This window comes from Leucobacter sp. OLIS6, assembly GCF_002752355.1.
Classification (GTDB): domain Bacteria; phylum Actinomycetota; class Actinomycetes; order Actinomycetales; family Microbacteriaceae; genus Leucobacter.
On the sequence record NZ_MRAV01000012.1, the window covers coordinates 97,943 to 123,745 of the forward strand.

At 71.4% G+C, this 25,803-nt stretch carries 22 protein-coding genes; 15 read left to right on the forward strand and 7 right to left on the reverse strand.

Annotated features, from left to right (window positions below):
* The first annotated feature begins 3 nt into the window (after positions 1-3).
* Complete coding sequence (locus BMH31_RS09440; RefSeq protein ID WP_099724027.1) at positions 4-1,800, forward strand: DEAD/DEAH box helicase; 1,797 nt, start codon at positions 4-6, stop codon at positions 1,798-1,800.
* 42 nt (positions 1,801-1,842) lie between these two features.
* Here the strand turns inward: BMH31_RS09440 and BMH31_RS09445 are convergent, their stop codons facing one another.
* Together BMH31_RS09445 and BMH31_RS09450 are read right to left on the reverse strand one after the other, a co-directional pair.
* Complete coding sequence (locus tag BMH31_RS09445) at positions 1,843-2,133, reverse strand: DUF4287 domain-containing protein (RefSeq protein WP_099724026.1); 291 nt, start codon at positions 2,131-2,133, stop codon at positions 1,843-1,845.
* A gap of 41 nt (positions 2,134-2,174) precedes the next feature.
* The gene (locus BMH31_RS09450; RefSeq protein ID WP_099724025.1) at positions 2,175-2,531 is read right to left on the reverse strand and encodes a cupin domain-containing protein; all 357 of its coding nucleotides are present in this window, start codon (positions 2,529-2,531) and stop codon (positions 2,175-2,177) included.
* 90 nt (positions 2,532-2,621) lie between these two features.
* On the opposite strand from BMH31_RS09450, the gene BMH31_RS09455 reads away from it, so the two are divergent.
* Positions 2,622-3,614, forward strand: coding sequence for a DUF5937 family protein (locus BMH31_RS09455; protein WP_241898223.1), 993 nt, complete (start codon positions 2,622-2,624; stop codon positions 3,612-3,614).
* Positions 3,615-3,843: 229 nt separating this feature from the next.
* Positions 3,844-5,940, forward strand: a complete 2,097-nt coding sequence (locus BMH31_RS09460; protein WP_099724023.1) for an acyl-CoA dehydrogenase — start codon at positions 3,844-3,846, stop codon at positions 5,938-5,940.
* Positions 5,941-6,187: 247 nt separating this feature from the next.
* On the opposite strand, the gene BMH31_RS09465 is transcribed toward BMH31_RS09460, so the two are convergent.
* Entirely contained in the window at positions 6,188-7,123 is a 936-nt protein-coding gene (locus BMH31_RS09465) for a hypothetical protein (protein ID WP_099724022.1), read from the reverse strand.
* A 349-nt stretch (positions 7,124-7,472) separates the two neighbouring features.
* Between BMH31_RS09465 and pip the strand changes: the two genes are divergently transcribed.
* Complete coding sequence (pip, locus tag BMH31_RS09470; RefSeq protein WP_199068279.1) at positions 7,473-8,450, forward strand: prolyl aminopeptidase; 978 nt, start codon at positions 7,473-7,475, stop codon at positions 8,448-8,450.
* A gap of 58 nt (positions 8,451-8,508) precedes the next feature.
* On the opposite strand, the gene BMH31_RS09475 is transcribed toward pip, so the two are convergent.
* Positions 8,509-9,405 carry an ABC transporter substrate-binding protein gene (locus BMH31_RS09475; protein WP_099724021.1) on the reverse strand — a complete coding sequence of 299 codons (897 nt, stop codon included), beginning with the start codon at positions 9,403-9,405 and terminating at the stop codon, positions 8,509-8,511.
* Between the two features lie 257 nt (positions 9,406-9,662).
* Between BMH31_RS09475 and BMH31_RS09480 the strand changes: the two genes are divergently transcribed.
* Positions 9,663-10,550 carry a neutral zinc metallopeptidase gene (locus tag BMH31_RS09480; protein WP_099724020.1) on the forward strand — a complete coding sequence of 296 codons (888 nt, stop codon included), beginning with the start codon at positions 9,663-9,665 and terminating at the stop codon, positions 10,548-10,550.
* A gap of 10 nt (positions 10,551-10,560) precedes the next feature.
* Here BMH31_RS09480 and BMH31_RS09485 read toward each other — a convergent pair whose 3' ends face one another.
* Positions 10,561-11,475, reverse strand: a complete 915-nt coding sequence (locus BMH31_RS09485) for a LysR family transcriptional regulator (RefSeq protein WP_099724019.1) — start codon at positions 11,473-11,475, stop codon at positions 10,561-10,563.
* Between the two features lie 99 nt (positions 11,476-11,574).
* On the opposite strand from BMH31_RS09485, the gene tdh reads away from it, so the two are divergent.
* Positions 11,575-12,618, forward strand: a complete 1,044-nt coding sequence (gene tdh / locus BMH31_RS09490; protein ID WP_099724018.1) for an L-threonine 3-dehydrogenase — start codon at positions 11,575-11,577, stop codon at positions 12,616-12,618.
* Positions 12,618-13,835, forward strand: a complete 1,218-nt coding sequence (locus tag BMH31_RS09495) for a glycine C-acetyltransferase (RefSeq protein ID WP_099724017.1) — start codon at positions 12,618-12,620, stop codon at positions 13,833-13,835. The genes tdh and BMH31_RS09495 overlap by 1 nt, the downstream gene beginning before the upstream one ends.
* Here BMH31_RS09495 and BMH31_RS09500 read toward each other — a convergent pair.
* The gene (locus BMH31_RS09500) at positions 13,832-14,746 is read right to left on the reverse strand and encodes a LysR substrate-binding domain-containing protein (RefSeq protein WP_099724016.1); all 915 of its coding nucleotides are present in this window, start codon (positions 14,744-14,746) and stop codon (positions 13,832-13,834) included. The genes BMH31_RS09495 and BMH31_RS09500 overlap by 4 nt on opposite strands.
* Complete coding sequence (locus BMH31_RS09505; protein ID WP_046454820.1) at positions 14,743-15,081, reverse strand: MGMT family protein; 339 nt, start codon at positions 15,079-15,081, stop codon at positions 14,743-14,745. Before BMH31_RS09505 ends, BMH31_RS09500 begins: the two co-directional genes overlap by 4 nt.
* Before the next feature lie 460 nt (positions 15,082-15,541).
* On the opposite strand from BMH31_RS09505, the gene BMH31_RS09510 reads away from it, so the two are divergent.
* The 8 genes from BMH31_RS09510 to BMH31_RS09545 form a co-directional block, all read left to right on the forward strand.
* Complete coding sequence (locus BMH31_RS09510) at positions 15,542-16,981, forward strand: serine hydrolase domain-containing protein (protein ID WP_099724015.1); 1,440 nt, start codon at positions 15,542-15,544, stop codon at positions 16,979-16,981.
* Positions 16,978-18,096 carry a membrane dipeptidase gene (locus tag BMH31_RS09515; RefSeq protein ID WP_241898224.1) on the forward strand — a complete coding sequence of 373 codons (1,119 nt, stop codon included), beginning with the start codon at positions 16,978-16,980 and terminating at the stop codon, positions 18,094-18,096. The genes BMH31_RS09510 and BMH31_RS09515 overlap by 4 nt, the downstream gene beginning before the upstream one ends.
* A 128-nt stretch (positions 18,097-18,224) precedes the next feature.
* Positions 18,225-20,336: an ABC transporter ATP-binding protein gene (locus tag BMH31_RS09520; protein ID WP_099724014.1), complete on the forward strand. Its 2,112-nt coding sequence runs from the start codon at positions 18,225-18,227 to the stop codon at positions 20,334-20,336.
* Positions 20,333-21,283: an ABC transporter permease gene (locus BMH31_RS09525; protein ID WP_099724013.1), complete on the forward strand. Its 951-nt coding sequence runs from the start codon at positions 20,333-20,335 to the stop codon at positions 21,281-21,283. The genes BMH31_RS09520 and BMH31_RS09525 overlap by 4 nt, the downstream gene beginning before the upstream one ends.
* Positions 21,280-22,233 carry an ABC transporter permease gene (locus BMH31_RS09530; RefSeq protein WP_099724012.1) on the forward strand — a complete coding sequence of 318 codons (954 nt, stop codon included), beginning with the start codon at positions 21,280-21,282 and terminating at the stop codon, positions 22,231-22,233. Before BMH31_RS09525 ends, BMH31_RS09530 begins: the two co-directional genes overlap by 4 nt.
* Before the next feature lie 43 nt (positions 22,234-22,276).
* Entirely contained in the window at positions 22,277-24,130 is a 1,854-nt protein-coding gene (locus BMH31_RS09535; RefSeq protein WP_099724011.1) for an ABC transporter substrate-binding protein, read from the forward strand.
* A gap of 5 nt (positions 24,131-24,135) precedes the next feature.
* Positions 24,136-25,440, forward strand: a complete 1,305-nt coding sequence (locus BMH31_RS09540) for an erythromycin esterase family protein (protein ID WP_158234934.1) — start codon at positions 24,136-24,138, stop codon at positions 25,438-25,440.
* Positions 25,437-25,803: hypothetical protein (locus BMH31_RS09545; protein ID WP_199081194.1), on the forward strand; the 367-nt coding region annotated here is incomplete at its 3' end. The genes BMH31_RS09540 and BMH31_RS09545, both read left to right, overlap by 4 nt.

Sequence of the window (25,803 nt, forward strand, 5' to 3'; positions counted from 1 at the left end):
GAGATGAATCAGCGTCGGCGCGGCTACCGCGCACCATCCGACTACAACCCCAACCGAGGCAAGTCCTCCGGGCGTCGAGGGCGCCCGGGCGGGCGAGTCGGCGACGAACGGCAGAGCGGCGCCGCCGACTCGCCGGAGCGTCCGCGGCGCGACTCCGATCCGCGCGCCGGGCAGGACCGCGGCGCCGATCGCCGGGGAGCGGCCCGCCGTGACGGTCGCGACGCCGGCCGGGAACCCGGCCGCGAAACCGGCCGCCCCGACCGCGCCCGCCGGGATCCGCGGGATCGCGGATCCGGCCACGGCTCGGGACGCCAGCGCGAGTCGCACCGCGACGCCGCCGCGCAGAGCAGCGGCGCACGGGTCTTCTCGTTCGACGCCGACGGCATGCCCCGCGGCGGAGCACCGGGCGACGGGCGACCGCGTTCGGAGCGTCCGCACCGCGAGCACGGCGAGTCACGCGGCCACCGCCCCCAGGTCGCCGACCAGCGATCGCAGGAGCGACGCGAACCGCCGCAGCGCGCAGCGAAGGAGCACTCGGTCTCCTTCGAACGGCTGGAGGCGAAGCGCACCTCGGCTGAGGACGTGCGAGGTCTCGGCTTCGCCGACCTCGGCCTCGGCGGCAACATCGTGCGCGCGCTCAGCGAGCTCGGCGCCGAGCGTCCGTTCCCGATCCAGGCCGCCACGATCCCCGACGCCGTCGAGGGACGCCACCTGCTGGGCCGGGCCCGTACCGGATCCGGTAAGACCATCGCGTTCGGCGCCGCTCTCGTCGAGCGCATCCTGAAGCTCAAGGCCGAGGGCGTGTTCCGCCCGGATCCGCCCAAGCAGCGCCGCGAGCGCGGCGTCGCGCAGAAGCGGCAGAAGGGCGAGAAGCCGAGCGTGCGCGCGCCGAAGGCGCTGATCCTCGCGCCCACCCGCGAGCTGGCCCTGCAGATCGACCGCACCGTGCAACCCATCGCCCGTTCGGTCGGCCTTTACACCGGCCAGTTCGTGGGCGGCTCCCCGTTCGAACCGCAGCTGCACGCGCTGCAGCGCGGCGTCGACATCGTGATCGGGACGCCCGGCCGCATCGAGGACCTCGCGCAGCGCGGGATCCTCGAACTGCGCGACGTGCACGTGACGGTGCTCGACGAGGCCGACCACATGTGCGAGCTCGGGTTCCTCGAGCCGGTGCAGCGGATCCTGCGCCGCACCGAGCGCGGCGGGCAGCGCCTGCTGTTCTCGGCCACGCTCGACTGGGGTGTGCGCGACCTTGTCGACGAGTTCCTGCGGAATCCCGCCGTGCACGAGATCGCGGAGGACGCCGAGGTGCAGGGCGACGTCACGCATCGCGTGCTCGTCGTGCTGCGGGAGGACAAGGACTCGGCACTGGTCGAGCTCGCGCGCCGCGGCGACCGGGTGATCGTGTTCTGCCGGACCCGCGCCTACGTCGACCGGCTCGCTGAGCTGTTCGCCGAGGCGGGCATCCGCGTGACCGCCCTGCACGGCGACCTGGCCCAGGCGAAGCGCGAGCGCAATCTGCAGCGCTTCGCCGAGGGGAAGGTGCCGGTGCTCGTCGCGACCGACGTCGCCGCTCGGGGCCTGCACGTCGACGACGTCGACCTGGTGATCCAGGCGGATCCGCCGGATGACGCAAAGACCTACGTGCACCGCGCCGGGCGCACCGGCCGGGCCGGCCGCGACGGGGCCGTGCTCACGGTGATCCCGCGCACCCGGCAGAAGCGCACACGCGAACTCTTCGAGCAGATCGGGATCGAACCCGACTCGTTCGGCGACTTCGCACCCGGCGACCGCTTCTAGCCGCGCTCGGCGCGGGGTTGCTCGCCCGGCCGGGCGGGCAGCCTAGCCGGCGGGGTTCGAGTCCTTGCCGTCGAGCCAGAGCACGTCGCTCGCGTCGGCGTGCGTGCCGCCGGAGCCGACATGCTTGTCGCTGATCTGCGGCCCCTTGGTGATCACGTGGACGAGCGCCATGCCGTGCCCGCGGCCGAGGCCGTAGTCGGCCTGCAGCCACTCGAGGATGGGGGTGGCCTTCGTGCCCGGCCCGAACCCGCGCTCGTCGGCGAGCTCGATGAAGCGGCGCGGCGTGAGTCCGGTCTTGGTCTCGATGTTGTCGAGGTAGCTCTGGAACGACATGGGGGTCTCCTTCGTGCGGGTGGCCGGTGCCGGCCGGGTGATCAGTCGAGGTCGGTCTGGATGATGACGGGCGAGGCGTGGATCCCGATGACGCGCAGCGGCCCGGATCCGGAGTTCTCGAAGCGGTGCGGCATGCAGGGCGGACCGGTCACGGTGTCGCCCGCCGTGCCGCGGATCGACGCGCCGCCGACGGTGAAGGTCGCCTCGCCCTCGAGCACGATCCAGGTCTCGGCGTAGGGATGCCAGTGGAGACCGGTGCCGCGCCCCGGCGCGTAGTCGACGGAGAAGTAGGAGACGCCCGCACCGTGGTCCATGCCCTGGAAGCGGCGGGTGCCGCCCGTTCCGAAGGCGATCTCCTCCGGTGCGACCAGCGTTGCCGCGGCGGGATTCTCGCTCATGATGCGCTCCTCTCGGTCGGTGATCCTGCGCTGGGTCCACTCTCCCGTTCCGCGGCTCCGGACGCGTAGAGTTTCGATATGGATCGAAAGATGGCGCAGTCGCATCACGTCGATTTCCGGCTCAGTCCCGGCGACATCCAGGCCGTGCGCTTCGGGATCTCGCCCGGGCACGAGCTCGCGCACGCGGTACGGGTGCTGCTGCGCCCGGCTCACTACCCGCTGCAGTGGGGGTGGCTGAAGCAGGTGCGGGACCGGCTGCCGCGGGAACCGTTCGCGCTGCTCTCGGACGTCATCGGAGCCGACGGATACCTGCCCGACTTCCTCACGACGACCGCGCGCTGGGATCTGACTCCCGAGGCCGAGCTCGCGGCACTGCGAGCGGCGGCCCTGCCGGGCATGCGCGTTGACCTCGGCAAGATGGTGGATCGATCGAGCGGGGACCGGCGGGCAGCGCTCGAGCGCATGCGCGCGGATCCCGAGCGGGCCCGCGCGCGGATCGCCGATGCCTGGGCGCAGGTGTGGGAGGCGACGCTCGCTCCGGTCTGGCCGCAGCTCGAGCGGATCCTGCGGGCCGACATCGCGGTGCGCTCGCGGGCGGTCTCGGCCGACGGGCTCGCGGCGATGGCGTCGCGGATCCACCCCTCGGTGAGCTGGGGCGACGGGGCGGTGCGGGTCGTGCTGCGCAAGCACAGCGAGCAGGTCGACTGCCGGGGGAGCGGCCTGGTGCTCGTGCCCTCGGTGATGAGCTCCTGGGGGTGCATGGTGCTGACCGAGCCGCCGGCGCAACCCACGCTCTTCTATCCCGCACGCGGTGTGACCGCCGAGTGGGCGCGGGATTCCGACGCGGCGCGCGATGCGGTCGCGGCGCTCGTCGGAGCGGCGCGGGCCGAGATCCTGTTCGCGGCGCACGTCGCGCGCACGACCTCGCAGGTCGCGGCCGACGCCGGCCTGGCGATCTCGACGGCGTCGCATCACCTCTCGGTGCTGCGCAGGGCCGGCCTCGTGTCGAGCACCCGGGAGGGGGCGCGCGTGCTGCACCTGCGCACCCCGCTCGGCGAGGCGGTGATCGGACAGGCGATCTGAGGGTGGGTTCGTCGACCCGATATCGCACATTCGGCATGGCGTTGATCGACAGCTCGGAGCGCTTCTGTTTGGAGAATGCGCACAATCGACGCTGGCGCCGGTGCGGCATCGCTTTGTGGGGTCGAATCGGATCGATTGCCGTTGTCGGAGGTCGCTCCTAGCCTGGCGATATCGCCCGCCGCGATGCGCGCGGGCCGAGTCGTTCGTCTTGGATCGTCGAGGAGCACAGATGACCGCAACGCAGACCGTCGCCCAGCAGGGCGCCGCCGACCGTGCCGCCGCCACGCAGCAGGAATCCGCCCGCATCGACGTGCCGGCGGTCGCCGACGCGCTGCTCGGTCGCTGGAAGGAGGAGCGTCTCGCCTCCCGCAAGCTCGTCGAGGATCCGCGGCTGCAGACGATCCCCGGCCAGCCCATGCCCGAGCATCGCGAGCGCGCCCTCGGCCAGCTCGGCATCCTCGTAGAAGAGGGCGCGATCCAGCGCGCGTTCCCGACGGATTTGGGCGGCAGCGACAACCACGGCGGCAACATCGCGGCGTTCCAGGAGCTCGTGCTCGCGGATCCCTCCCTGCAGATCAAGAGCGGTGTGCAGTGGGGGCTGTTCGGCGCAGCGATCCTGCACCTCGGCACCCGCACGCACCACGAGAAGTGGCTGCCCGACGTGATGAGCCTCAAGCTCCCGGGCGCCTTCGCCATGACCGAGATCGGGCACGGTTCCGACGTCGCCTCGATCGGCACCACGGCGACCTACGATCCCGCCACCGAAGAATTCGAGATCCACACCCCGTTCGCGGGGGCGTGGAAGGAATTCCTCGGCAACGCGGCGCTGCACGGCCAGGCCGCGGTCGTGTTCGCCCAGCTCATCACCAAGGGCGTCAACCACGGCGTCCACGCCTTCTTCGTCCCGATCCGCACGCCCGACGGCGAGATGCTGCCGGGCGTCGGCAGCGAGGACGACGGGGTGAAGGGCGGCCTGAACGGCATCGACAACGGTCGACTGCACTTCTCGCATGTGCGGATCCCGCGCGAGAACCTGCTCAACCGCTACGGCGACGTCGCAGCGGACGGCACATACTCCTCGGCCATTCCGAGCCCCGGTCGCCGCTTCTTCACCATGATCGGCACGCTCGTGCAAGGCCGCGTCTCGCTCGACGGCTCGGCGGTGAAGGCGATGATGGCGGCCCTGACCATCGCGATCCGGTACGGTTCCGAGCGCCGCCAGTTCCCCGGCCCCGACGGCCGCGAGACCGTGCTCCTCGACTACGGTCTGCACCAGCGCCGACTCATCCCGCGCATCGCCGAGACCTACGCCATGGCGTTCGCGAGCGAGCGCCTGCTGACCACCTTCGACGAGGTGTTCTCCGGCGTGCGAGACGACGACGCGCACCGCGAGGATCTCGAGACGCTCGCCGCAGCGCTCAAGCCGCTCTCCACGTGGGCGGCGCTCGACACGCTGCAGGAGGTGCGGGAGGCCTGCGGCGGCGCCGGGTTCATCGCCAAGAACCGCGTCGTCGGGCTGCGCGCCGACCTCGACATCTACGTCACCTTCGAGGGCGACAACAATGTGCTGCTGCAGCTCGTCGGCAAGCGCCTCCTCACCGACTACGCCGCGCAGTTCGCGGGCGGCGACAAGGCCGCGCTCGCCAGGGCGGCGGCCAGCCAGCTCGGCGACCGGGTCAGCCGCTTCGGGCTGCGCCAGATCGGTCAGAGCGTCGCCGATCTCGGTCAGGTGTCGCGCTCGGTCGAGCAGCTGCGCGAGACCGAGACGCAGCGCACGCTGCTCACGGACCGGGTGCAGACCATGGTCGCCGAGATCGCGGGCGCGATGCGCGAGGCGACGAAGGACGTTCCCAAGGGCGACAAGCGGGCGAAGGCCATCGCACAGGCAGACGCGTTCAACGCCCAGCAGCACAAGCTGATCGAAGCCGCCCGAGCGCACGCCGAGCTGCTGCAGTGGGAGGCGTTCACCGAGGCGCTCGACCGCTTCGACGGCGAGACCCTGCGCGTGCTCACCTGGCTGCGCGACCTGTTCGGGCTCGGCCTGCTCGAGAAGCACGCGACCTGGTACCTCGTGCACGGTCGCCTCTCGGGGCACCGCGTCGAGGCGATCACCGCCTACGTCGATCGCCTGATCGGCCGTGTGCGCGAGCACGCGCTCGACCTGGTCGACGCCTTCGGGCTCACGCCGGGCATGCTGCGCGCCGAGATCGCGACCGGCATCGAGGCCGAGCGGCAGCAGGAGGCCGCCGACTACGTGCGGGAGCAGCAGGCGGCGGGCACCTGGCCGATCCACGAGAAGCAGCTGCGCAAGCAGCAGCAGGGGTGAATCCCGCGGGCGGGCGTTCGGCGCCTGCCTGCTTGCCTGCCTGCCGGATCCCATTCCGCCCGAGACACCGCGCTGCCTGCGAGACACCGTATTGCCGGCGAGACACCGTGTTGTTCGCGAGACACCGCTTGGCTGCCTGGCGTCTCGCGGGCCGGGTGGTGTCTCGGCGAGCGAGAGAGCGAGGACGCGGGAACGGGGCCCGGCGAACCGTGCCTCGGCGAGCGAGGGAGCGAGGGCGAGCGGCATCTCAGCCGAAGGGGTCGCGGGGGATCCGGACACCGAACGAGCGCAGCATCGACGCGAACGTTCCGATCGAGTCGAGTTCGAGATGACCCCACCGGATGAGCCGCTTCTCAGTGACGCCCGTGATCCAGTCCTGCCGCCGCTTCTCGGCGTAGAGCGCGCGTTCGACCGCGCGATCCCCCGCACCCCGGTCGCCGCCGACCGCCGAGGCGATGTACTTCGTACGCCCGTCGACCTCGCAGAGGATGCCGAGGCCGCTGAGCTCGAGATCGACCCAGTAGGTCCCGCCGTTCGGCGACGGCACCGGCACCTGCAGTTCGGTGTCGAAGCCCAGCCTCGTCAGGAACCAGCGGCTCGCGCTTTCGAGCGGCGACTCCGCTCGCGGGTCGGCGAGCTCCAGCACGGTCCTGGCCGCGCGGACCCCGCGTGCGCCCGGCATGGTTCCGAGCGCGGAGAGCAAGTGCGCGCGGGTCGGCCCGACTCCTGCGAGATCCGAGCCGGGGCGGGAGCGCGCCCGCAGCGCGGCGTCCGCGCAGCCGAGGGCGACCTCCGGTGGCGCCGTGCGAGCGATGTCGAGAGCCGTGCGGGTCAGCGTCGTGCAGCGGAGGCCCGCGACCGTCGTGACCTCCTCCGGATCCAAGCGATCCGCATGCCGCGCAACGGAGCGCATCGCCCGTGATCGTCGGGAGTCCCCGAGAGTCATGAGGTGCACCGTCGACGCCCGGAAACGGTACACCGGAAGTCCATGGATCGCCGCCGCCGAGGTCCGGCAGAAGACGTCCTCCGGTCCGAGGCGGCTGCGCACCGCCAGTATCGTCAGCAGGTGCCGGTCCTCGGCGGAGAGGCGCCGCCAGGCCTCTCCCGCGACGAACCAGCCGCGCGCCACGCGAACCAGGGTGCCCTGCTGGACCGCCGCCGCGATCCGGCGATCGTTCACCATCGCAGAATTCAGTGCGGCCCGAGTGGAGAGCAGCGGCTGGAGCCGAGCAAGCCGCCGGTCGGGTGTTTCATGCGCCATGGCGGGAGCCTGGTCGATCGGACGGGGGAACGGAACGCCCAATGAACGCCTGTGGATAAGTCGCTTCGGGCTTCGGGCTTCGGGCTTCGGACTTTGGGCTCCTGGGATCGCCCCGGCCTCCCGACCAGCGAGACACCACGTTCACAGCGAGACACCACGAAGCATCGTGGAGCTTCGTCGGTGAGCTGGTGTTTTGGCGACGGTGCGGCGGGTGCGGGAGCGGGTGCGGCGCCTCGGGCGCCCGCCGAGTCCCCCTGAGTAGGCTGAGGGCATGACCGCACCGCTGCGCACCCTGTACCCCGCGATCGAACCGAACCGCTCCGGTCTGCTGCCGGTGGGGGACGGCCACGAGGTGTTCTGGGAGGAGAGCGGCAATCCCGCGGGCAAGCCGGTCGTGTTCCTCCACGGCGGCCCGGGCGGCGGCTGCTCGCCCGACCACCGACGGTACTTCGATCCCGCGAAGTACCGGATCGTGCTGTTCGACCAGCGCGGTTGCGGCCGAAGCACCCCGCACGCGAGCGCGCCCGACGCCGACCTGTCGACGAACACCACCTGGCACCTCGTCGCCGACATCGAGCGTCTGCGCGAGCACCTCGGCGTCGACCGCTGGCAGGTGTTCGGCGGATCCTGGGGGTCGACCCTGGCGCTCGCCTACGCGCAGACCCACGCCGACCGCGTGACGGAGCTCGTGCTGCGCGGCATCTTCACGCTCCGTCGCAGCGAGATCGACTGGTTCTATCAGGAGGGCGCCTCGCAGCTGTTCCCGGATGTCTGGGAGGAGTACCTCTCGGTGATCCCCGAAGCGGAACGCGGCGACCTGGTCGCGGCGTACCATCGGCGCCTGTTCGACGCGGACCCGGCCGTGCACACGCCGGTCGGTGTCGCCTGGACCGTGTGGGAGCACTCCACGATCCGGCTGATCCCCGACACCGCGGCGATCGCCGCGGCCCGCACCGACACGGCCATGGCGGTCGCCTTCGCCCGCATCGAGAACCACTACTTCTCGAACGGCGGGTGGATGGAGGACGGCCAGCTGATCCGCGACGCCGCCGAGAAGCTCACCGGGATCCCCGGAGTCATCGTGCAGGGGCGCTACGACGCCTGCACGCCGGCCACCACCGCGTGGGATCTGCACCGCGCCTGGCCCGAAGCGGCGTTCGAGCTGATCCCCGATGCGGGTCACGCGGCCAGCGAGCCCGGCATCGTCGACGCGCTCGTGCGCGCGACGGACTCGTTCGCGGATCGCTGACCCAACCGTCTCCGCAGGCGCAACCGTCTCCGCCGGGCGCTGCTACGCCCGGGCGCCGTTACGCCCGGACGCCGTTGATCGTCGCCCGGTCGACGGCACCGGACTCGACCCCGGCACCGCGCAGGATCTTGGCGTACGTGCCGTCGTCCATCAGCGACTGCACCGCGGCTCGTACCGCGTGAGTGAGCGCGCTGCCGCGGGGCGTCACCAGTCCGTACGGCGCGGTATCGAACACCTCACCGGAGAGCTGCAGGCGGTCGCTCAGCTGCGCGACGGCATCGCCGGCGATCGGAGAGTCCGCGGAGAAGGCGTCCGCGCCTCCTGAGGCGACCGCCTGCGTGGCTTCCTGCTGCAGGCTGAACGCCACGACCCGCAGCGGCTTCTTCCCCGCGGCGACGCACTGCTCGCTGCGGGCCGGGAGCTCCACCGTCTCCTGCACGGTCGTCGCCTTCACCGCGATCCGGAGACCGCACGCTCGATCCGGGTCGACCGGTTTCCCCTTGGGCGAGACCCACTGGGAACCCGCTTCGTAGTAGTCGACGAAGTCGACCGACTTCTGTCGTTCGACCGTGTCGGTGAACGAAGAGGAGCTCATGTCGAGGGTCCCTCCGTGAATGCGGGGGATGATGCTGTCGAACTGCATGGACTGCCACTCCGCCTGCAGCCCGAGTTTCGCGGCGACCGCGTCTCCGAGATCGACACCCCAGCCGGCGGGTGCTCCGCCCGCATCCTTGAATTCGTTCGGGGGATAGTTCGGGTTGATGCCGATGCGGAGGACGCCTCGGTCGCGTACGTCCTGCGGGAGCAGGTCCGCTGCGGCGGGATCCGTCGTGATGCGAGAGATGAGGTCCGCATCGACGCTGCTGCGCGCGGCCCCGTCGTCGTTCGTGCATCCTGCGGCTCCGAACAGGAGCGCTGCCGCGGCCAGCGGCGCGATGAGGCGGGGAATCTTCATCGATCCGGATCCTTCTGCATATCGGGGGAGTTTCCGCAATGCTACCGGCTACCGGATCGGAATACGGGACGGGTGATATCGCCTTCCGATCTCTCGAAGGATCGCCGATTCCGGGCCGCCGAGGGCACGATCCAGCCCCGCCGGATCCGGACCTGCGCGAACCTCGCGCGACCTCATAGAATCGGTCGCAGCGGGCGGTCATCGGCCGCGAACCGTCGGTGCGCACCGCACGGGCGGAGCACCAGCGGGAGCGCGACATGACCTTCAACGACAACGCCCAGATCGACACCAGCGGGGTGCAGCGCCGCCGCGGCGGCGCCGGCGGCAAGGTCGCCGTGGGCGGCGGCATCGGCATCGTCGGCATGATCGTGCTGTTCGCGCTCTCCAACATCCTCGGCGTCAACCTGACCCCGCTCGCGAACTCGATCACGACGGATCCGGTCGGCACGGGCCAGGAGCAGGCCACGGGCATGGATCAGTGCGCCTCGGGCGCCGACGCGAACCGCGACGACGACTGCCGCTTGGCCGGCGCGAGCAACTCGCTCGACCGGTACTGGGCGGAGCAGGTCGGCGGATACCGCTCGCCCGGCTTCGTCATCTACGACGGGGCCACGAACTCGCCGTGCGGTACGGCCTCGAACGCGACCGGCCCGTTCTACTGCCCGAGCGACGAGACGGTCTACATCGACCCGACGTTCTTCGCCACGCTGCGTACCGACTTCGGGGCGTCGGCGGGATCCCTCGCGCAGATGTACGTGCTCGCCCACGAGTGGGGCCACCACATCTCGAAACTCATCGGGTCGCTCCAGGGCGCCGGCAACGCCTCGGGCGCGAGCTCGGGCTCGGTTCGTCTCGAGCTGCAGGCGGACTGCTTCGCGGGCGCCTGGGTCAAGGATGCCTCGACGGTCGAGGGCAAGAACGGCGTCGCGTTCCTGAAGCCCGTGACGAAGGCGCAGATCGCCGACGCGCTCGACGCTGCCGCCGCGGTCGGCGACGACAACATCATGCAGCGCTCGGGCCGCGGGGTGAACCCCGACGCGTTCACGCACGGTACCTCGGAGCAGCGGCAGCGCTGGTTCATGACCGGTTACGAGAAGGGCCCGAACTCCTGCGGCACCTTCGACGTGGCGGCGAACCAGCTCTAGGCGACCCCGGTCACGACCCCCGCGCGATGAGCCCGGCCATGGCCGAGCGCAGCGCCATCACCACGAGCTGCACCGAACGCCGGTGCAGGTTCTCGGGGCGGGTGAGCACGTCGATGCGCCGCGTCGCGCTGATGCCGGAGAGCGGGCGCAGCGCGAGGCCCTCGGCCGCGCGGCCGACCGTGTAGCGGGGGACCAGCCCGATCGCACCTCCCGCCGCGACCACCGAGGCCACCGAGCCGTAGTCGTTGATGCGGTGCGTCACGGTCAGCGGGCGGTCGGCGAGCGCCGCGACGGATCCGAGCAGGTCATCGGGGGAGAAGCCGCCGCGGCTCGTCACCCACCGCTCCCCGGCGACGTCCGCGGGCCTCAGCGCGGAGCGTGACGCGAGCGGGTGGCCCACGGCGAGCGCCACGTCGATCGGTTCCTGGGCGAGGGGCAGCACCGTCAGCCCGTCGGCCGGCCACGGCGGACTGTGCTCCAGGCGGTGCGCGAGCACGAGGTCGTGGTGGGCGGTGAGCGCGGGGAACTCGTCCTGCGAGACGTCCTCGTCCGAGAGGTGGAGTTCCGGGCGCTCGGGAAGCGCCTCGAGCTCGGTGAGCACGCGGCCGTAGAGCGCCTGCCCGACGCTGTGGAAGCCGCTGAGGGTCACCGCGCCCGTCGACGACTGCTCGAAGTCCTCGACCGCGTGGCGGGCGGCGGCCATCGCCTCGACCACGTCCACTCCGGCCCGGGCGAGCGCGCGTCCGGCCTCGGTGAGCGCGAGTGAGCGACCCTGCCTGCGGGTGAGCGGCGTGCGGAACTCCCGCTGCAGCGCGGCGATCTGCTGCGATACGGCCGAGGGGGTGACGTGCATCATCTCGGCGACGGCGGTGACGCTGCCGAAGGCCTCGAGCTCGCGCAGCACTTCGAGCTGCCGCAGTTCCATCAGCGCTCCGATCCCGGTCTCAACAATGAAGCTCTTTCTACAGAGATAGTGAAGACACTAGCGCTTGTTCTGAATCATCGGGGGCGCGAGATTGGACGCATGAGAGCACTCGTGAAGACCGCGCCGGGCGCGGGACTGACCCTGACCGACGTGCCCGAACCCATCTGCGGGCCGGGCGAGGTGAAGATCCGGATCCTCCGCACGGGGATCTGCGGCACCGACCTGCACATCATGCGCTGGGACGACTGGGCGGCGGGCAACATCGCCGCACCGCTCATCCCGGGGCACGAGTTCTCCGGCGAGGTCGTCGAGGTCGGCGAGCAGGTCTGCGACGTCGCGATCGGGGACCGGGTCTCGGGCGAAGGCCACATCGTCTGCGGCACCTGCCGCAACTGCCGGGCGGGCCGTCGGCAGATGTGCATCCGCACCGTCGGACTCGGACTGCATCGCGACGGCGCGTTCGCCGAGTTCCTGACCCTGCCCGCCAGCAACGTCTGGGTGCACCAGAGCGACATCGCGCCCGAGCTCGGAGCGATCTTCGATCCGCTCGGCAACGCCGTGCACACCGCGCTCGCCTTCCCGCTCGTCGGCGAGGACGTGCTCGTCAGCGGCTGCGGCCCCATCGGGCTCATGTCGATCGCGATCGCCCGGCACGTCGGAGCGCGCTTCATCGCCGCGACCGACGTCAGCGCCCAGCGGCTCGCGCTCGCGCAGGGCCTCGGAGCCGATGCGGTCGTCAACGTGGCCGAGCGCCGGATCCGCGATGCGCAGGGCGAGCTCGGCATGCGCGAGGGCTTCGACATCGGGTTCGAGATGAGCGGGGCACCGACCGCGCTGCCCGAGATGCTCGAGAACCTCAACCACGGCGGCCGCGTCGCCATGCTCGGACTGCCGAGCTCGGACTTCGCAGTGGACTGGGGCAAGGTCGTCACCCACATGCTCACGCTCAAGGGCATCTACGGGCGCGAGATGTTCGAGACCTGGAACGCGATGGCCGCGATGCTGCAGACGAGCGCAGAGCTGCGCGAGCGGATCTCCTCGGTGATCGCCGAGGTGCGGCCCGCGCGCGAGTGGGAGTCGGCGTTCGCCGCCGCGGGCGCGGCGAGCACGGGCAAGATCATCCTCGACTGGACGGAGCTGTGATGTACGGAGCATTCAAGGAGCACGCGGCCGACGAGCTGCGCGGGATCGACGAGGCGGGCCTCACCAAGGGCGAGCTCGGGATCCGCGGGGCGCAGGGCCCCCGGATCCGGGTCGCCGGAGCCGACGCGGGCGACGAAACCGCCCCCGGGGAGCGCGAGATGCTGAACTTCTGCGCGAACGACTACCTGGGCCTCGCCGACGATCCGCGGCTCGTGGCCGCCGCGAAGGACGCGCTCGACGAGTGGGGCTACGGTCTCGCGAGCGTCCGGTTCATCTGCGGCACCCAGACCCAGCATCTCGACCTCGAACGCCGTCTCGCCCGATTCCTCGGCGTGGACGACGCGATCCTGTTCTCGTCGTGCTTCGACGCGAACGGCGGTGTCTTCGAGACCCTGTTCGGCGCCGAGGACGCGATCATCTCGGACGCCCTGAACCACGCCTCGCTCATCGACGGGATCCGCCTCTCGAAGGCTCGCCGTCTGCGCTACGCGAACGGGGATGTCGCCGAGCTCGAAGACCGCCTGCGCGAGGCCGCGGACGCGCGCTTCCGCGTGATCGTCACCGACGGCGTGTTCTCGATGGACGGTGCCATCGCCCCGCTCGAAGCGATCTGCGACCTCGCCGAGCAGTACGGAGCGCTCGTGCTCGTCGACGATTCGCACGCGGTCGGATTCCTCGGCGCGCACGGGCGCGGCACCCCCGAGCTGCGAGGCGTCGAGGGGCGCATCGACCTGCTCACCGGCACCTTCGGCAAGGCGCTCGGCGGGGCGTCCGGCGGCTACGTCGCCGGGCATCGCGAGGTCATCGCGCTGCTGCGCCAGCGTGCCCGCCCGTACCTGTTCTCGAACACCCTCTCGCCAGCGATCGTCGCGGGCACCCTCGCGGCGCTCGACATCGCCGAGGGTGCGCACGACGCACGGGAGCGGCTCGTCGCGAACGCAGCCCGGTTCCGGTCGGCCATGGAAGCCGAGGGCTTCGAACTGCTGCCCGGCGAGCACCCGATCGTGCCCGTCATGTTCCGCGATGCGGTGCTGACCCAGCGGGTGGCCGAGGGGATGCGTTCGCGGGGCGTATTCGTGACCGCGTTCAGCTATCCCGTGGTCCCGAAGGGGGAGGCGCGGATCCGCGTGCAGCTCTCGGCAGCGCACACCCCCGAGCAGATCGACGCCTGCGTCGCGGCGTTCGTCGCGGCCCGGGAGGACGTGACGGGCGACTAGCGTTTGCGGCGCTTCGCCTGCTTCTGCTTCTCGGCCGCCTTCGCCCGCTTCGCGCGCTCGCGCTTCTCGGCCGCGGCTGCGAGCTGCGCACCGCGGGAGTTCTTCGGCAGAGCCCGCTTGGGCGCCTTCGCGCCCGCCTGACCACCGGCCTGCTTCGCCGCGGGCTTCTTCGCGGCGGGCGTCCGCTCGGGCCCGCCGGAATGCCCGGCGCCGGCCCGGGCGGCCGAGGCGCTCGCAGCAGCGTCACCCGCCTGGGCCGCGTCATCCGCGACCGGATCCTCGCCGCGCGAACTGCGGCCCGTGCGGCCTCGGAGCACCCCAATGAGCTGCTGCACCGTCGCGTCGTCGCGCGTACGGTCCCAGCTCGCCCAGATCTCGGTGCCGGGCAGTTCGAAGACCGGAGAGAGCGGCACGATCACGTGCGCGCGCTTGTTCGCGAGATGGCGCGCGAACGGCAGCGGCAGCAGGATCCCTCCGAGGCCGGTCTCGACGAGCTCGAGCGCGGCGCGCACGTTCTTCGGCGCCCAGGACGGATCCGCCCAGGGCTGCGGTTCGGGCCAGTCGGCCGCGTGGTCGGGGTGATCGAGCAGGTGGACCAGGGTCAGGTCGTCGGGCTCGATCACGGTCGCCTCGGCGAGCTCGTGCTCGACGGGGAGCACGAGCGCGAGCGACTCGACGTAGAGGCGGACGCCGTGCCGGGTGCGATCCTCGCCCGAGGACGACTCGGCTTCGCCACCCGGCGCGACCCGTTCCAGCAGCACGTCGACGGGCTCCTCGCCCGCGGGCAGACGCCCGGCCGGGGTCAGCGGAACCAGCACGAGCGGGGTCTCGGGGAAGAACGACTTCCACCGGTTCGCCCACTTGGTGGGGGCGACCCCTCGGGCGAAGCCGAGGCGCAGGGGTGCGTTCACGGGGCGATCCCTTCGTAGATCTCATGGTCCCAGCCGAGACGTGCGCTCGACAGGGCGATGCGGTACCCGTCTGGTTTCGGCTCGCCGCGCAGCGGCGTGCCCTCCTCGAGGTAGTGCGGCAGTGCGGAGGCCGAGTGGCCCCGCGGCGGCTCGCCCGAGGACGGGACGACCCGCCACCAGGGAACCGCATGGCCGAACAATGCGAGCACCTTGCCGACGGCGCGCGGCGCACGGGATCCGATGGCCTCGGCGATATCGCCGTAAGTCATCACCCGCCCCTCGGGGATGCGCGCGACGACCGCGAGCACCTGCTCCACGAACTCATCGGACGGCATGGAACCAGGATAGGCGGTGCCCGGCCGCGAGCTCCGCCGTGGCCGGTGGCTGGTCGTCGTGTCGAGGATCGGGCGGGTCCTTCAGGATCGATGTTCCTGACGAGGATCGGTGCGTCTGTCGGGGATCGGTGCTCATACCGAGAGCCCGGTCGAATATCGCCGGTCTGCCCCCCACCCTCGACACACGCACCGACTCCCGAGAGGGGGGGACCGGCTCTCGACACACGCACCGACCCTCGAAAGGCGGGCCGGCTCTCGGCATGCGGACCGGCCCATCAGCACTGAGACCGTTCCCCGGCACGGACACCGCCAGCTCCGGCACCCGCAGTCTCACTGCGACCGTCGTCCGCGCGTTCGGCCGGGTCGACAAGCGGGGCCCGGATGGCTCGTCGGGTTCGACGAATCGGGGATCCCGCAGGTTCCCTAGGCTCGTGCGCATCGAGGGCGAAGGGGGGCCACCATGCCGCGAACGAGCCACCTGGCGACCGCCGGAACGAGCCGCCGCACGGACGACCGCACGCGCGCCCTACGCGACCATCTCTCGGCACGCCTGCCCGAGCTGCTCGCCGAGCACGGGGTGCCGGGCGCCTCGCTCGCGGTCGCCATCGGTGACGAGACGATCACGGCCGCGGCCGGCGTGCTGAACCTGCGCACGGGCGTGCCGGTCACGAGCGACGCGGTGTTCCAGATCGGCTCCGTCACGAAGGTGCTCACCGCAACGCTCGCCATGCGCCTCGTCGATGAGGGGCGCCTCGATCTCGACGCGACCGTGCGCAGCATCCTGCCGGAGTTCGCCCTCGCCGACGCGGCGGCGGCCGAACGGATCACGGTGCGGCAGCTCCTCAGCCACAGCTCGGGGTTCGAAGGCGACGTCTTCACCGATACCGGCGAGAACGACGACTGCCTCGAACGCTACGTCGCCGAACTCGCGACCACGCCGCAGCTCTTCGCTCCGGGCACGTTCTTCTCGTACAACAACGCGGGCATCTGCGTGCTCGGCCGCATCATCGAGGTGCTCGAGGGGATGCCATTCGATCGCGCGCTGCGCGGACGCCTCCTCGATCCGCTCGGGCTGGATCGCGCTGCGGGCGATGCGAGCGAAGCGATCCTGCAGGCGGCCGCGGTCGGCCATGTGCGCGAGGATCCCGATGCGCCGCTCGCCCCGACGCGCACTTGGGCGATGGCCCGATCCAACTCACCGGCGGGTTCCCGGCTCGCGATGCGCGCCGAGGACCTCATCGCGTTCGCGCGGCTGCACCTCGCGGGCGGGCGCACGCCGGGCGGCGAAGAACTGCTCGGCGCGGGCGCGATCCGCGAGATGCAGCACCCGCAGATCCTGCTGCCGGAGATCGCGCAGGGCACCGCTTGGGGGCTCGGATGGGAGATGTGGCAGCGCGAGGGCGGCTGGGTGATCGGCCACGATGGCAGCACGATCGGGCAGGCCGCCCTGCTGCGCCTCGTCCCGTCGCGGGGGATCGCGGTCGCGGTCCTCGCGAACGGCGGGGACGCGAAGCCGGTGTTCGCCGAGATCGCCGACCGCGTGCTCGAGGAGTTCGCCGGGATCGCACCGGCGGAACCGCCGCGCCCGGGAGCCGGTGCGGTGCCGCTGCCCGCTCATCCCGAGCGATTCACCGGCCGCTACGCGTCGAGCACCGCGATCACCGAGGTGCGGCTCGACTTCGACGGTCGGCTCTGGCTCGAGCGCGTCCCCGTGGGGATCGTCGCCGAGCTCGGCGACCTGCCCTATCGCAGCGAGCTCGTGGGCTGGCGCGGCGACGTGCTGCTGCCGGTCGAGCCCGAGGGCGGTGTGCACCAGCCGGTCGCGTTCCTCGCGCCGGACGAGCGGGGCCGCGCCGGGATCATGCACACCGGCCGCGCAGACGTTCGGGTGGACGCGTGAGCGCCGGGAGCGCGCCGTCGCCGGCGGCTGCCGAGCTGCACCGCCGAGCCTACGTCGCCGATACCCACAACGACCTGCTGTGCGCGGTCGTGGCCCGCCCGGTCGACCGGTGGGGGAGCTTCTTCGGCGAGCGCTGGGTGCCACAGCTGCGGGCGGGCGGCGTCGATCTGCAGGTGCTGCCGGTGTTCATCGAGGACGCCTACCGTCCGGAGGGGGCGCTGCGGCGCACCCTCGGCATGCTCGAGGCAGGCCACCGCGCCGCCGCGGAGAACGTCGACGCCGTGCGGCTCTGTCTCGACGGAGCCGACCTCGATGCCGCCGCCGCTTCCGACCGGATCGGTCTGGTGCTCGCGCTGGAGGGGGCGCACGGGATCGGCGACGACGTCGAGCTGCTCGAGACCGTGCACCGCCTCGGGGTGCGGGTGGCGTCGCTCGCCCACTTCGGCCGGGGCGGCTTCGCCGACGGGAGCGGCGAGGACGCGGCCGGAAGCCGGTTGACGAGCGCCGGCGTGCGCGCGGTCGCCGAAATGGAGCGGCTCGGCATGCTGTTCGACGTGAGTCACCTCGGCGCCGCGGGCGTCGGCCACGTGCTCGAGCTCGCGAGCCGGCCCGTGATCGCGACGCACTCCTCGGCGCGGGCCCTCTTCGACCACCACCGCAACCTCAGCGACGAGCAGCTGCGCGGAATCGCGGCGGCCGGCGGCGTGGTCTGCGCGAACTTCTACGCGCCGTTCTTGCACGCGTCCGATTTCTCGGTCGATCGGCTGGTCGACCACCTGGAGCACCTCGTGTCGGTCGCGGGCGCCGAGCACGTCGGCATCGGCCCCGATTTCCTGAAGGAGGTGCTCGCCGAGACGACACCGCCCTGCTGCGAGGCGACCGAGGTGGCGGGCGTCGCCGCGGACGAGTACCTGCCCGGCCTGGAGGGGCCCGCAGGGCTCCCGTTGCTCACGGATGCGCTGCTGCGCCGCGGGTGGCGCGAGGACGATATTCTCGCGGTACTCGGCGGCAACGTCCGCCGCCTCTTCCGTGCCGAGCTCGGGGTGCCGGGGGCCGAACGGGCCGAGGGATCCGGGCAGCACCGTCCACGGACGTTCGTCGTGCCCGACGAATGACCCGCCGCGGCTTCGCAGCAGCCGACGAACCGCCGCGGGGCCCGCTCCCGCACCATCGAACATGAGCCACTGAACAACCCATCATTCCGAGCCGGAACCCGGTTCCAGATCGCGCAAGGGAGCGCAGCATGCTGACGATCAGAGATCTCACGGTCGAGATCCGCCGCGGCGACCGTCTCGTGCGGCCGGTGACCGGGGTGAGCCTGTCGGTCGCGCGCGGCGAGACGCTCGGGATCGTCGGCGAGACGGGGTCGGGCAAGTCGATGACCGGCCTCGCGGTGATGGGCATGCTGCCCGCGGGCGGACGGGTGACGGGCGGATCGATCGAGTTCGACGGCCGGGAGCTCGTGGGTCTGGCGCCCGAGGCGTACCGGGGGATCCGCGGCAACGACATCGCGATGGTGTTCCAGGATTCGCTGACCTCGCTGAACCCCACGCGCCGAATCGGCGAGCAGGTCGCCGAGCCGTATCGGCTGCACCGGGGCGGCAGCCGGGCCGCGGCCATGAAGGCTGCGGAGGAGATGCTGGCGCTCGTGGGGATCCCTCGGCCCTCGGAGCGGCTCTCGGACTACCCGCACCAGCTCTCGGGAGGCATGCGCCAGCGCGTGATGATCGCGATGGCGCTCATGTGCGAGCCGAAGCTCGTGATCGCCGACGAGCCCACCACCGCGCTCGACGTGACCATCCAGGCCGAGATCCTCGAACTGCTCGACGGCCTGAAGCGGCAGCTCGGCATGTCGATGATCCTGGTGACGCACGACATGGGGGTCGTCGCGCGCTACGCCGACCGCGTCGGCGTGATGTACGCGGGGCGCCTGGTCGAGACCGGCCCGACCGCGCAGCTGTTCAGCGACACCCGGCACCAGTACACGCACGCGCTGCTGTCGTCGATCCCGTCGCTCGAGCAGGATCGTGACGTCGAGCTGTTCAGCATCCCCGGATCTCCGCCGGATCCCGCCGAGCAGCCGCCCGGCTGCCGTTTCGCGCCCCGCTGCTCGGCGGCGAGCGCGCGGTGCCGCGAGGAGTATCCGCCGACGCTCGAGGCGTCGGCGGAGGGGCACGGATTCGCGTGCTGGAATCCGGTGATCGCGCAGACGATCGCGGTGCGTCCGCGGGCGTTCGCGCGATCGGCGGAGGCCGCGGACGCGGCGGAAGCGGCAGCTGCCGCGAACGGCGCCGGCGCCGGCGCCGAGGAGCCGCGCCTGCGGGTCGTCGACGTGCGGCGCGAGCATCCGGTGGGCGGGTACCGCCTGACCGGCAAGCGCCGCACGGTGAAGGCGGTCGACGGCGTGAGCTTCGAGGTGGGCGCGGGCGAGACCTTCGGCCTGGTCGGCGAGTCCGGCTGCGGCAAGTCGTCGCTCGGCCGCATGCTCGTGGCGCTCGATGCGCCGAGCTCGGGCGAGGTGCGCCTCGACGGCGACCGGGTGTCGGGGCTGAAGCCGCGCGAGCTGGGGGAGCGGCGCACGCAGCTGCAGATGATGTTCCAGGATTCGAGCGCCGCGCTCGATCCGAAGATGCGGATCGGGCAGATCCTGCGCGAGCCGCTCGCGATCCAGGGGATTGGCACGCAGGCGGAGCGCACGGCGACGGCGCGCGAGCTGCTCGACAGCGTCGGGCTCGGTGCCGGGATCCTCGACCGGTACCCCTACGAGCTGTCGGGCGGGCAGCGCCAGCGCATCGGTCTCGCCCGCTCGCTCGCGCTCGACCCGCGCGTGCTCGTCGCGGACGAGCCGGTGAGCGCGCTCGACGTCTCGATCCGCTCGCAGGTGCTCAACCTGATGCGCCGGCTGCAGATCGAGCGGGGGCTGTCGAGCGTCGTCATCTCGCACGACCTCTCGGTGGTCCGCTACCTGTCGGACCGGGTGGGCGTCATGTATCTCGGCAAGCTGGTCGAGGTCGGATCGACCGACGAGGTATACGGTTCGGCCGCGCATCCGTACACGGCCGGCCTGCTCTCGGCGGTGCCGGTGGCCGATCCCGAAGCGGCGGCGCAGCCGGCCGGCGAGCGGATCACGGGAGAGCTTCCGAGCCCGCTGGATCCGCCGAGCGGCTGCCGGTTCCGGACCCGCTGCCCGCTCGCGACCGAGCGGTGCGCGACGGAGGAGCCGGCGTTGCGCGCGGTGACCGCCACGCACAGCGTGGCCTGCCACTTCCCGCTGCAGGAGCTCGCCGCGTCCGCGGCCGCTCCGCGATCCGGGGCCGAGCCCCAGTCCGAACCGGCGCTGGGAGGCGCACGATGACCACGTACGTCCTGCGGCGCATCGCCGTCTCGCTGCTCGTGCTCCTCGGGCTCTCGCTCGTGGTGTTCCTCATGCTGCACTTCATCTCGGACAGCCCGGGTCGCGCGGTGCTCGGCCCGCAGGCCTCGCCCCAGGCGGTGGCCGCGTTCAACCAGGAGCACGGCTACGACCGGCCGGTGCTCGTGCAGTACGTCAGTTACCTAGGCGACCTGGTGCAGGGCGACCTCGGTCGCTCCTACAAGCTCAACGAGCAGGTCTCGGTGCTGCTCTGGCAGAACGCCGGCCGCAGCGCGATGCTGTCGTTCGCGGGGCTCATCCTGTCGCTCATCATCGCGATCCCGCTCGGCATCGCGCAGGCGGTCCGCAAGAACTCGTTCATGGATCGCGCCGCGACAGCGGTCTCGTACGTGCTCTACGCGACGCCGTCGTTCCTCATCGCGCTGCTGCTCATCGCGATCCTCAGCCAGGCGATCCCGATCTTCCCGGCGGAGGCGTCGCAGTCGTCCTCCCCGTGGGTGATCTTCACCGACCCGAGGGCGATGGCGCTGCCGCTCATCACCCTGACCGTGACCAACGTGGTCGTGTTCTCGCAGTACCAGCGCTCCTCGGCGCTCGAGCAGCTCGGGCAGGACTACATCAAGGTGGCGCGGGCGAAGGGCCTGCCCGAGCGGATGGTGCTCACGAAGCACCTGCTGCGCAACGCCTGCATCCCGCTCATCACGCTCGTCGGCATCCAGATCCCGATCCTGCTGGCGGGCAACCTGATCGTCGAGTCCGTGTTCAACTACCCGGGTCTCGGGCTCCTGTTCCTCAACAGCCTGCACCGCGAGGACTATCCGGTGCTGCTGGCGTACACCCTCATCGGCGGCGTCCTCACGGTCGCCGGCAACTTCATCGCCGACCTCATGGTCGCGCGAGCCGACCGACGGATCGAGCTGAAGAAATGACCGCATCGAACCACGAACCCGCCGCAGCCGTCGCCGCGGAGGCGGTCGTGCAGACGTCGACGGCGAAGCCCGAGCCCGACCCGACGACGCTCATCGCCGTCACCCGGCCGCCGCGCTCCTTCCGTGCCGTGCTGCGCACGCTCATGCGCAACAAGCTCGGCGTGTCAGGCGCTGCGATCCTCGTCGCGCTGGTGCTGTTCTGCTTCGTCGGACCGCTCGTCTACCGCACCAATCAGACCGACGTCGACCTGTTGAACGCCGCGCTGCCGCCCGGCGACGGGAACCCGCTCGGCACCGACAGCAACGGCTTCGACGTGCTCGGCCGCATGATGCTCGGCGGTCAGGTCTCGCTGCAGATCGGCCTGCTCGCGGCGCTCGTAGCGACCGTGGTCGGCACGATCTACGGGGCGATCGCCGGCCTCGTCGGCGGCGTGCTCGACGGGTTCATGATGCGCGTCGTCGATACCCTGCTGGCGATCCCGTTCATGTTCTTCGTGCTGATCCTGTCGGCCCGGTTCACCGCCACGCCCGTCTCGCTCGCGCTCGTGATCGGCGGCTTCTCGTGGCTCGTGATCGCCCGGCTCATCCGCAGCGAGGTGCTCTCTCTCCGGGTCCGCGAGTTCGTGCTCGCCGCCCGGCTCATGGGTGCGAAGAACCGACGCCTCATCTTCACCCACCTGATCCCGAACACCATCGGTGTGATCGTGGTGAACGTCACCTTCCAGGTCGCCGATGCGATCCTCACGATCGCGGCGCTCGGCTTCCTCGGCTTCGGCCTCACCTACCCGGTGACCGACTGGGGCAGCCAGCTCTCCGCCGGAGTCACCTTCATCGCCTCCGACTACTGGTGGCTCATCTATCCCGTCGGCGGCTGCATCGTGCTCACCGTGCTCGCGCTCAACCTGCTCGGCGACGCCCTGCGCGACGCCCTCGACCGCCGCGGCGAGTAGCCGCCCCGAACGACCCTTCCCCTTCCGAAACAGGAGAACCCACATGACGATCCTCACCCGCCGCGGCGCCCGCATCGCGGTCGTCGTCGCGGCCGCGGGAGCACTGCTGCTCTCCGGCTGCACAGGCACCACCGACGCGAAGTCCGACTACTCGACCCTGCCCAAGGAATCGGGGAAGCCGCAGACCGGCGGCACCGCGACCGTCGCGCTGACCCCCGGCCTCAGCCCGAACTACATCTATCCGTACCCGCCGGCCGAGGCCAGCGGCACCGTGATCGCCCGCGGCATGCTCTGGCGCGCGCTCTACCGCCCGAGCGGCACGGGCGGCGAGATCGTGGATCCCGGATCGAGCCTCGCCGAGCTGCCGAAGACGAGCGCCGACGGCAAGACGGTGACGATCACGATGAAGGATTTCCAGTGGTCGAACGGCAAGCCGGTCACCTCGAAGGATGCCGCCTTCTCGCTCGCCCTGCTCAAGGCCGCGATCGCCGAGAGCCCCGCCAACTGGAGCTTCTACACGCCGGGCCAGTTCCCCGACGGCGTCACCGCGACCACGCCCGACGACAAGACCCTCGTGCTCCAGCTCGAGAAGGTCTACAACCCGTCCTACCTGCTGTCGATGCTCGAGCTCATCTACGTGATGCCGTCGGCCGACTGGAGCATCGCGAAGACCGGCGGACCCGTGCTCGACTTCACGAAGCCCGAGAACGCGAAGGCGATCTACGCCTACCTCACCTCGCAGTCCGCCGACCAGTCGACCTTCGCCACGAACCCCCTGTGGAAGATCGTGAACGGGCCGTACCAGCTGAAGTCGTTCGAACCCACGACCGGCTCGTACTCGCTCACGCCGAACACGAAGTACAGCGGCCCCGGGGAGCACCGGCTCGCCCAGGTCGACTTCAAGGCGTTCACCTCGGCCTCGGCCGTGCTGAACCAGTACAAGGCGGGCAAGCTCACCGTCGGCACGCTCGACTCGAGCTTCGCATCGCAGATCCCCGCACTGCAGAAGCAGGGCTATCACGTCTACGGCGCCCCGGCGCCGGCCCGCTTCGACTCGCTCATCATCAACTTCAAGAACACGGTCGACGGCTTCGACAAGGTCATCGCGCAGAAGTACGTGCGCCAAGCCCTGCAGCAGCTCATCGACCAGCCCGGCTACGTCAAGAGCCGCGGCGTCTACAACGGTGCGGGCGAGGAGAACTACAGCCCGCTCGGCGCGGAGTCGCCCTTCCCGCCGAAGTTCGGCGACAAGCCGCCGTACCCGTTCGACCCGAAGGCCGCGCAGAAACTGCTGACCGACAACGGCTGGACCGTCGACCCCAAGGGCACCACGTGCACGAACCCGGGAACGGGCGCGGGCCAATGCGGCGCCGGGATCGAGCAGGGGCAGAAGATCAGCTTCACGATCGCGTCGGCCAACACTCCGGCCTACGTGGGAGCCCGCGACCTTGCCTTCGTCTCGGAGGCGAAGAAGATGGGCATCGACATCAAGGTCGTCACGAAGTCGCTGAACTACATGTACGAGAACTACGGCAACAGCTTCGCCCCGGCCAAGACCAACGAGTGGGCGATGCAGGACTTCGGTCCGCTCTACCAGGCGGCCGGGTACCCGACGAGCAACACCGTGTTCAACACCGACGGCAGCTTCAACCTCGGCAGCTACTCGAACCCCGAGGTCGACAAAGCCATCTCGGCATCGACCTACGGCCTCGACGAGCAGGCGCTCGCCGCAGAGGGCACGCTGATCGGCGAGGAACTGCCCGCGCTGTGGCTGCCGACGCCGGATACTCTCGTCGTGTGGAAGGACACCCTGAGCGGCCCGCCCGAGACCTTCAACGCGCTGCTCAGCTTCATCTACTCGCCCGAGCAGTGGTACTTCACCGAGGGGCAGAAATAACCCCCGTGCGCGCGCTCCGCAGCTTCGCCGCCACGGCGGTCGACTCCGCAGCGATCGATCCCGGATCGATCGCCGCGGAGGATGCCGCTGCGGTGCGCGCGCTCGCGCGCGACGCCCGGGTGCTCGCGGTCGGAGAGGCCGCGCACAGCGTCGCCGACGTGCAGACCGTGCAGGACCTGATCGTGCGCGCGCTGGTGCAGGATCCGGACGAGGATGCCGCGCCGTTCGCCGCGGTCGCCATCGAGTCCGGCTTCGCCGAGTGCCTCGCGCTCGACGCGTGGGTCGGCGGCGCCGGCAGCGATGCCGACCTCGACGCGGTCGCCCGCGACGGCATGACCTACGGGTTCGGCGCCTCGCCGCAGGTGCAGCGCATGCTCGCCGGGCTCCGCGACTGGAACCTCGCCCACCCGGAGCGCCGCGTGCGGGTGATCGGCATCGACCTCCCCGGATCCTCGACCTCGCCCGGACCCGCCGTGCGGGCCTGCCTCGCCCGGATCCCCGCACTTCCCGGCGACGCCGAGCTGCTCCGTCGGGCGGATCTCGGCGGACGCACCGAGGCCGCCATCGCGCTCGACCGCATGGATCCCGCGGAGCGGGCCGATCTGATCGCCGCGATCCGCGGCCTCATCGAGCGCGTGCGCGCGCAGGACGACGGGATCGCGCGGCGGGCCGCGGCCTCGCTCGACGCCTTCCTCGACGAGCTCGACTTCGTCGACGGCCCGGGCCCCGACGGCGCTCCCCGCGCCTATCCGCGCGAGCGGTTCATGGCCGACACCGTGCGCTGGATCGCCGAGCGGCACGGGCGGACGATCCTGCTCGCGCACAACTCGCACGTGCGCCGGACCCCGCTGCACGGCCGGCCGACCCTCGGCTCCCTGCTCGCCGCCGAACCGGGATCCGCCTACCGCGCGATCGCGACCTCCTACGCCTACGGCCCGCTCGTGCGGTTCGAGCAGCGGTCGCCGCGCCCCTTCGACTGCGACGTGCTGCTCGACCACCGGGGCCCCGTGCCGGGCAGCCTCGAAGCGGCGCTCGAACGGGTCCTGCCCGCGCCCGAGACCGCGGGCGCGGAATCCGTCGCGGTATTGCTGAGCTTCGACGCCGGTGTCGATGGGGATCCCGAGCTGGCCGAGCTGCTGGCGGGGGCGAGCGGGATCCTCGCCGGCGGCGAGCTCGACCCCGTCGACGACTTCCCCGCGGCCTTCGACGCCGTGGTGCACCTGCGCGAGGCCAATCGCGTGCCCGGAGCCTTCGAGCGCCTCCGGACCGAGTTCGGCCTCGGAACCCCCGACGCGAAGGAGCAGCCGTGAGCCCCGCCTACCCGCCGACCCGCACCGGGACCGAGTTCTCGGAGCCCGCGGGTGTGCGGATCCCCGACCCCTACCGCTGGCTCGAAGCCGACACCGCCGAGGTGCGCGAATGGCAGCGGGAGCAGGCCGCGCTCGCCGTCTCCACCATCGCCGCGGGCGGGCACCTGGAGCGCGCCCGGGCGCTCGTCGAGGCCTTCGACGATGGTGCCAGGCCCGAGCTGCCCGCGCCCGCCGCGGGGCACTGGTTCCGGGCCGAGGCCGGGCCGAACGGCCCGGAGGTGCTCGTCGCCGACGCCCCCTATGGGCCCGGCCGGGTGCTCGCGCGGCTCGCCGACTTCCGAGACCCGGAGCTCGGGGCCGACC

Excerpts from the sequence above, each read along its gene's own strand:
- BMH31_RS09445 (WP_099724026.1), bottom strand. The coding sequence starts at position 2,133 with ATGTCGTTCCAGAGCTACCTCGACAACATCGAGACCAAGACCGGACTC.
- BMH31_RS09460 (WP_099724023.1), top strand. The coding sequence starts at position 3,844 with ATGACCGCAACGCAGACCGTCGCCCAGCAGGGCGCCGCCGACCGTGCC.
- BMH31_RS09525 (WP_099724013.1), top strand. The coding sequence starts at position 20,333 with ATGACCACGTACGTCCTGCGGCGCATCGCCGTCTCGCTGCTCGTGCTC.
- BMH31_RS09475 (WP_099724021.1), bottom strand. The coding sequence starts at position 9,405 with ATGAAGATTCCCCGCCTCATCGCGCCGCTGGCCGCGGCAGCGCTCCTG.
- BMH31_RS09530 (WP_099724012.1), top strand. The coding sequence starts at position 21,280 with ATGACCGCATCGAACCACGAACCCGCCGCAGCCGTCGCCGCGGAGGCG.
- pip (WP_199068279.1), top strand. The coding sequence starts at position 7,473 with ATGACCGCACCGCTGCGCACCCTGTACCCCGCGATCGAACCGAACCGC.
- tdh (WP_099724018.1), top strand. The coding sequence starts at position 11,575 with ATGAGAGCACTCGTGAAGACCGCGCCGGGCGCGGGACTGACCCTGACC.
- BMH31_RS09465 (WP_099724022.1), bottom strand. The coding sequence starts at position 7,123 with ATGGTGAACGATCGCCGGATCGCGGCGGCGGTCCAGCAGGGCACCCTG.
- BMH31_RS09440 (WP_099724027.1), top strand. The coding sequence starts at position 4 with ATGAATCAGCGTCGGCGCGGCTACCGCGCACCATCCGACTACAACCCC.
- BMH31_RS09505 (WP_046454820.1), bottom strand. The coding sequence starts at position 15,081 with ATGCCGTCCGATGAGTTCGTGGAGCAGGTGCTCGCGGTCGTCGCGCGC.
- BMH31_RS09455 (WP_241898223.1), top strand. The coding sequence starts at position 2,622 with ATGGCGCAGTCGCATCACGTCGATTTCCGGCTCAGTCCCGGCGACATC.
- BMH31_RS09480 (WP_099724020.1), top strand. The coding sequence starts at position 9,663 with ATGACCTTCAACGACAACGCCCAGATCGACACCAGCGGGGTGCAGCGC.
- BMH31_RS09485 (WP_099724019.1), bottom strand. The coding sequence starts at position 11,475 with ATGGAACTGCGGCAGCTCGAAGTGCTGCGCGAGCTCGAGGCCTTCGGC.
- BMH31_RS09510 (WP_099724015.1), top strand. The coding sequence starts at position 15,542 with ATGCCGCGAACGAGCCACCTGGCGACCGCCGGAACGAGCCGCCGCACG.
- BMH31_RS09520 (WP_099724014.1), top strand. The coding sequence starts at position 18,225 with ATGCTGACGATCAGAGATCTCACGGTCGAGATCCGCCGCGGCGACCGT.
- BMH31_RS09495 (WP_099724017.1), top strand. The coding sequence starts at position 12,618 with ATGTACGGAGCATTCAAGGAGCACGCGGCCGACGAGCTGCGCGGGATC.
- BMH31_RS09450 (WP_099724025.1), bottom strand. The coding sequence starts at position 2,531 with ATGAGCGAGAATCCCGCCGCGGCAACGCTGGTCGCACCGGAGGAGATC.
- BMH31_RS09535 (WP_099724011.1), top strand. The coding sequence starts at position 22,277 with ATGACGATCCTCACCCGCCGCGGCGCCCGCATCGCGGTCGTCGTCGCG.